This is a genomic window from Sporolactobacillus inulinus (assembly GCF_006539285.1).
Lineage (GTDB): Bacteria > Bacillota > Bacilli > Bacillales > Sporolactobacillaceae > Sporolactobacillus > Sporolactobacillus inulinus.
Map to the genome: position 1 here is coordinate 1 of NZ_BJMS01000025.1, position 4,374 is coordinate 4,374.

Consider the following 4,374-nt stretch of genomic DNA (forward strand, 5'->3'; position numbering starts at 1 on the left):
TGATCGACGAACAGTTATCGTGAAAGCAGTATCAGTATACCGCAAAACTCAATTTGCTTTTTTATCATAATAAGGAAAAGCATAGGTGCTGCCGATTTGCAGATGATTCGGATCAGCAGAAGGGTTCAGGATGGAAAAGTCCTTGAGCACTTGTTCAATGGAGGTTTGCTGCTTATTCATGCGCTCAGTAACCGAAAGCAGTGTATCACCGGGTTCAACCGTGATGCGCTGAAAATTAATTGCTGCTTTTTCAACAGGGCGCGACTGCCGAGATTCCTTCATTGAAGGTTGCGTCGCGGAGGCTTGTCCAGCTGGAAGTGATCCTGAAGTCAGATCCGAATAACTTGTCCAGCAGGCCAAAATGAAAAGAATTGTAAAGAATCGTTTTTTCATGATTCATTCTCCATTCTTACTCCAAAATTTTCTGGAAAGGCGTCCCTATCATTTATATGCATGAATCTATGAAAATATGCCGCTTTTCTTAAATAGATAGTGATTTTTCTGAGTACCGTTCCCTAAGCTGCAGTTGTATGGTTTAATATTTATAGATAGAAAATGATGTGGATGCCATCCGCTTCAACTTGTGGGGCAATGAAAGCGGCATTTTGATTATAGAGGGGGAAGATGATGATACTTGCTTATCCTGCAGGCGGATTTATTGTTATATTGCTGGCTTCCTGCTTTTTATTTGCAGAATTGCTTGTAAAAGCGAAAGGCTTGCTGGCACTGACTGGGAGCGGTTTGTTTATTTATTACTTTTTACACTTTCTTACCGAACAATCTTCGCCGTGGATCTTTCTGCTGCTTGTTGGCGGCCTGCTGTTGATTATTATCGACGGCAAGTTGTTTACAACCGGTATTATTGGTGCTTTGGGTTTTATTCTGATGCTTCTTGGCTGCGCGCTACCGACGCCGTCATTGATTTACGGTCTGCTTGTGAGCATTGCTTTTGTCATTGGTGCATGCGCTTCATGGTTTTTTCGCAAAATAATCCCACAGCGTGATTATCTAAATAAATTGATGCTCCATGATCGACTATCGTCTGAACAAGGCTATAACTCCATCAATGATGATTATCGTCAATTAGTCGGTAAGGAGGGACGAACGATCACTCCGTTTCGGCCTGTAGGAACGGTAAAGATTGATGGAAAAAACTATAGTGCAATCACCGACGGAATCTACCTTGAAAAAGGGGTGCCGATAAAAGTCATCTCTGTGGACGGAACGCGCATCTTCGTCGATCAATTGAACGAAATGAATTAAATACGGCGCTCTTTTGACAGACGTTCAAACCAGTGAATCACTAAATAAAATTCATCAAATCAAATTAAAAAAAGATATTGTCATTAACAACCAGATATGGTATATTATTTCTTGTCGTTAGGACAGACGTTAACATGTTGAAAAAGATGTTGACAAGCCTTAACACATGTGATAAATTAATTCCTGTTCTGGTTTTATTCCACAGTAGCTCAGTGGTAGAGCAATCGGCTGTTAACCGATCGGTCGTAGGTTCGAATCCTACCTGTGGAGCCATGGCGGTGTAGCTCAGCTGGCTAGAGCGTACGGTTCATACCCGTGAGGTCGAGGGTTCGATCCCCCCCGCCGCTATTTTTTTATTTCATTTCACTAACCTGGCGGTTATGGTGAAGTGGTTAACACACCGGATTGTGGTTCCGGCATGCGTGGGTTCAATCCCCACTAACCGCCCGTGGACCCTTAGCTCAATTGGTTAGAGCTGACGGCTCATAACCGTCCGGTTGTAGGTTCGAGTCCTACAGGGTCCACCACTTATTATGGAGGAATACCCAAGTTTGGCTGAAGGGATCGGTCTTGAAAACCGACAGGGGCTTCACGGCTCGCGGGGGTTCGAATCCCTCTTCCTCCGTTGGTACATAATATTTACCATTTTGCAAACACCTGGAAGTAGCCATTTAAAGGCACTTCCGGGTGTTTTATTATTTTCCAATCGTCAACGAAAAGCAAAGAATAGCAAATCATTTTGCGCAAGTTTTGCACACGTTGCGTTTTGACAGAAAGATGGTACAAACTTAAAATGATAAGGAGTTCAATTTGCATTACAGGTTCGTTTTGGTTTTGATTTTGATTCAATGATTATCAATACCTCTGCGCTTAAATGAAAAATGGCTAACGAATAGATATGTTTGGGTGATGAAAGCATTGTCCTGGGAGGGGAAAAAGTGGCGCAACAAACAGTGAAAAATAAAGGAACAAAAAATAATTTGCCGATGAGGTTGAATCTATTATTTTTGGTTGTCTTTGTCGCTTTTGCCGGCTTAATTTTGAGGCTCGGCTATGTGCAGATCGTCAAAGGCGAAGATTATCGAAATGCTGTGAATAAAAATCAGACACAGGTTGCGCATGTCGATTCTGCACGGGGAAAAATTGTCGATAAGAATGGCGTGACGCTTGCCGACAATAAAGCAGAACTTGCGATCGTTTTCATTCGCAATGCGGGAATCAGTGCGCAGGAAGCTTTAAACTATGCAAAGAAGCTGTCTCGGTACTTAACCATGGATAATACGGCAATTAAAAAAATTGCCGATCGTGATAAAAGGGAATATTATGTGCTGACGAAGTTCAAAGATCAGAGGGATGCATATGCTAAATATCTGACTGCAGCAGAGAAGAAAAAGTATGAAAAGAAACCGAGTCAGGCGTATAAGCTGCTACTCTCGAAGATTCCAAAGTCGGAATTAACCGGTTACTCTGCAAAAGATGTCCAGATCATGGCGATTCAGCATGCCTTTAATCAAGCATCCAATTTAAATCCCTACATTATTAAACGAGGATTGAAGGTTGACGACAAAGAATACATCAATGTTGTCGATCATTTGAATGAGTTTGACGGATCAATCCAGACTGCCGATGTTTCTTCACGAGAATATATTAAAAACAAACCCTTTTATGTCGGTAATACAGGCGATATCCCGGAAGATAAGCTTAATGCTTATTTGGCACAAGGATACAGCCGCAATACCGAAGTAGGAACCAGTTATTTAGAGCAGCAGTATGAAAATTATTTACGTGGTGTACCAATGACCTTGACCTATAAGACCGAAAAGGGACTTCCGGTTGGCAATCCGAAGATTAAAGATGGGACACGCGGGGATGATCTGCGGCTTACCATTGACATTCGCCTGCAAAAGAAACTGGATCAAGTTCTGGAACAAAAAATAACATCTGCACGGGCGATGGGCGGAAATGGACAAAATGACAGCGCCTATGCGGTGATGATGAATCCGAAAACAGGCGCGGTTTTAGCCATTGGCGGTAAAAAGTATGTTAACGGTAAATTCAAGGATGTGTCCAGTGATGTCATTACTTCCCAGTTTGAAATGGGATCCGCGGTTAAGGGCGCAACGGAACTGATTGGCTTTCAGCACAACGCGGTTCCCGAACATTTCTATGATAAAACGATTAAATATCCCGGAGGCAAGGGAAGTTTCTCCTCATGGGAAACTAGCGGATTAGGTGCGGTGACGCCCGAATCAGCACTGCAGTTCTCGTCAAACGTATTCATGGGGGCGATTGTTTCAAACATGGCCGGTATCCATTTAAGTTCAGCCGGCAGCTACTATAACGCACGCTTTCCATCGGTAGATACGCCGAGGTTCCAAAAAGCGTTTAATGATCTGAGAAATGGCTACAGTCAGTTTGGCATGGGTGTGAAAACAGGCATTGATTTGCCTAAAGAGGGAACCGGCTTCAACGGTGGTATGCCGGATAACCCAGGGCTGATTCATCAATTTTCAATTGGTCAGTATGATACCTACACGCCGCTTGAAATGGTGCAATACATTTCAACCATTGCCAATGGCGGCTACCGGATGCAGCCGCATTTACTTGAGTCGGTTCATGAACCTGGGAAAGACGGGGACCAGTTGGGAAAAACAATCGATCAGTTTTCACCTAAAGTACTGAATACAATTGGTAATAATAAACGCGATTTGGCGCGTGTTCAGCATGGGCTCTATCTCGTGACCCATGGTTCAAACGGCACAGGAAGAGTGTTCAAAACTCAAGGCGAAAAATATAAAGTCGCAGCAAAAACGGGTACCGCGCAGATTGATCGCAAAGATCTCAGCTTGTATAATGAAACGCTCGTCTCCTATGCGCCGTATGATGATCCGCAGGTCGCCATTGCGGTCGTTGTCCCGCGCGTGCGCGATGGTCGTCAAAACCAAGAAATTGCGCTGGAAATGTATAAGGAGTATGATAAGTTTTACCACTACACGAGCAAGTGAATACCAACAGTACCAAAAGGGAAGTAAGGACCGGGCGTATTTTGCCCGGTTTTTCTAATAGGATAAGAAAGTATATGATTTTACCCTGACTTCAAACCATTAGACC

At 43.4% G+C, this 4,374-nt stretch carries 3 protein-coding genes and 5 tRNA genes; 7 read left to right on the forward strand and 1 reads right to left on the reverse strand.

Translation table 11 applies throughout. From position 1 onward, the window contains the following. Nucleotides 1–48: 48 nt before the first annotated feature. On the reverse strand, nucleotides 49–393 hold the full coding sequence (yqfZ, locus tag SIN01_RS05130; protein WP_010027183.1) for a protein YqfZ: 345 nt from the start codon (nucleotides 391–393) through the stop codon (nucleotides 49–51). Between the two features lie 231 nt (nucleotides 394–624). Here yqfZ and SIN01_RS05135 point away from each other — a divergent pair, with 231 nt between their 5' ends. The 7 genes from SIN01_RS05135 (at nucleotide 625) to SIN01_RS05165 (ending at nucleotide 4,268) form a co-directional block, all read left to right on the forward strand. Beyond that, complete coding sequence (locus tag SIN01_RS05135; protein WP_029548334.1) at nucleotides 625–1,263, forward strand: NfeD family protein; 639 nt, start codon at nucleotides 625–627, stop codon at nucleotides 1,261–1,263. Nucleotides 1,264–1,461: 198 nt separating this feature from the next. Next, a tRNA-Asn gene (locus SIN01_RS05140) sits at nucleotides 1,462–1,536 on the forward strand. 1 nt (nucleotide 1,537) lies between these two features. After that, a tRNA-Met gene (locus tag SIN01_RS05145) sits at nucleotides 1,538–1,611 on the forward strand. Nucleotides 1,612–1,637: 26 nt separating this feature from the next. Continuing rightward, nucleotides 1,638–1,710: transfer RNA gene (locus SIN01_RS05150), tRNA-His, on the forward strand. Between the two features lie 3 nt (nucleotides 1,711–1,713). After that, nucleotides 1,714–1,790 (forward strand) — tRNA-Ile (locus SIN01_RS05155). A gap of 8 nt (nucleotides 1,791–1,798) precedes the next feature. Continuing rightward, a tRNA-Ser gene (locus tag SIN01_RS05160) sits at nucleotides 1,799–1,888 on the forward strand. Between the two features lie 313 nt (nucleotides 1,889–2,201). Beyond that, nucleotides 2,202–4,268 carry a peptidoglycan D,D-transpeptidase FtsI family protein gene (locus SIN01_RS05165; protein ID WP_237760111.1) on the forward strand — a complete coding sequence of 689 codons (2,067 nt, stop codon included), beginning with the start codon at nucleotides 2,202–2,204 and terminating at the stop codon, nucleotides 4,266–4,268. Nucleotides 4,269–4,374 lie beyond the last annotated feature (106 nt).

Bases quoted from the DNA above. Each gene is read 5' to 3' on its own strand.
- yqfZ (WP_010027183.1), bottom strand. From the start codon at position 393: ATGAAAAAACGATTCTTTACAATTCTTTTCATTTTGGCCTGCTGGACA.
- SIN01_RS05135 (WP_029548334.1), top strand. From the start codon at position 625: ATGATGATACTTGCTTATCCTGCAGGCGGATTTATTGTTATATTGCTG.